Below are 1,015 nucleotides of genomic sequence, written 5' to 3'. Positions count from 1 at the left end.
CCCCCCCCCCCCCCCTTTTTTTTTTCCCCCCCACGCGGCAACCGGGGCTCGGCGGCGGTGTGGGGGCGGCGGAGTTGTGTATACCACACAGCCGCGACCCGGGCGGCGACCGGCTGCCGCCAGCCGAAGCTCTGCTCGGCGACCCTGGCCCTGGCGCCCTCGGCGCCCACCAGGCCGGCGCAGAGCAGCGCGATGCCGTACACCAGCGTCGCCGGGCCCGCCCAGTGGTCGCCGCCGGCCAGCGCCGCGAACAGGAAGCCGACCAGCGCCACCGCCCAGGCCGCGCGCACCGCGAACTGCCGCTCGGAGCGGAGCAGCGCGGCGAGCGCGGCCAGCAGCAGGCCGACCATGAGCAGCGCGCCGGGGGCGCCCGGGCCGCCGGGGGTCAGGGTGAGGAGTTCCAGGGCGGAGGCCGCGCCGGCGCGGTGGTCGAGCCCGGCCTCGTCGAACAGCCGGCCCGGGTGCGCGAGCAGCGACAGCGACCAGGGCGCGAGCACCACCAGCGGGGTGAGCACGGTGGCCAGGAAGCGCAGCCCGTACGCGACCAGCCGGCCGCCCCCGCCGCGCAGCACCCGCACCACGAGCACCGCGGCGCCGAGCACGGCCGCCAGCGGCCAGACCACCGGTGTGAAGGCCGTGGTGAAGGTGAGCAGCAGCGCGTACGCCCACACCGCGCGCCACCCCGGGACCTGGCGGGCGGCGCCGCGGCCGATGGTCACACCGGAGGCGGCGACGGCGGCGCGCGCCATCAGCGGCAGCAGCACGGCGAGCACCGCGGTGCCGACCCGGCCGCTGGCCAACGCCCCGGTGGTGGCGGGCAGGAACGCGTACGCGACGCTCGCCCAGGCGCGCAGCAGGCGGGAGCCGATCAGCGGCCGGGAGGCGAAGTAGGCGGCGACGCCGGCCAGCGGCACCGAGCAGACGAGCAGCAGGGTGAGGGTAGGCGAGCACGTCCAGGCAGGCGCAGGTGGTGGGTGCAGGCATGAGCGGAGAAGGCCTTCCTCTCTGAAGTGAA

1 pseudogene is annotated in these 1,015 nt (G+C 77.0%); it reads right to left on the bottom strand.

Going from position 1 to position 1,015, the window contains the following annotated elements:
- Positions 1-938, bottom strand: a pseudogene (locus AAHZ94_RS34515) (family 2 glycosyl transferase); the annotation flags it as partial.
- Positions 939-1,015 lie beyond the last annotated feature (77 nt).

The organism is Streptomyces sp. HSW2009 (assembly GCF_040240285.1).
In the GTDB taxonomy this organism is placed as follows: Bacteria; Actinomycetota; Actinomycetes; order Streptomycetales; family Streptomycetaceae; genus Streptomyces.
Note: the sequence above shows the minus strand (reverse complement) of the source record. Positions and strands in the feature narration are given on the sequence as shown.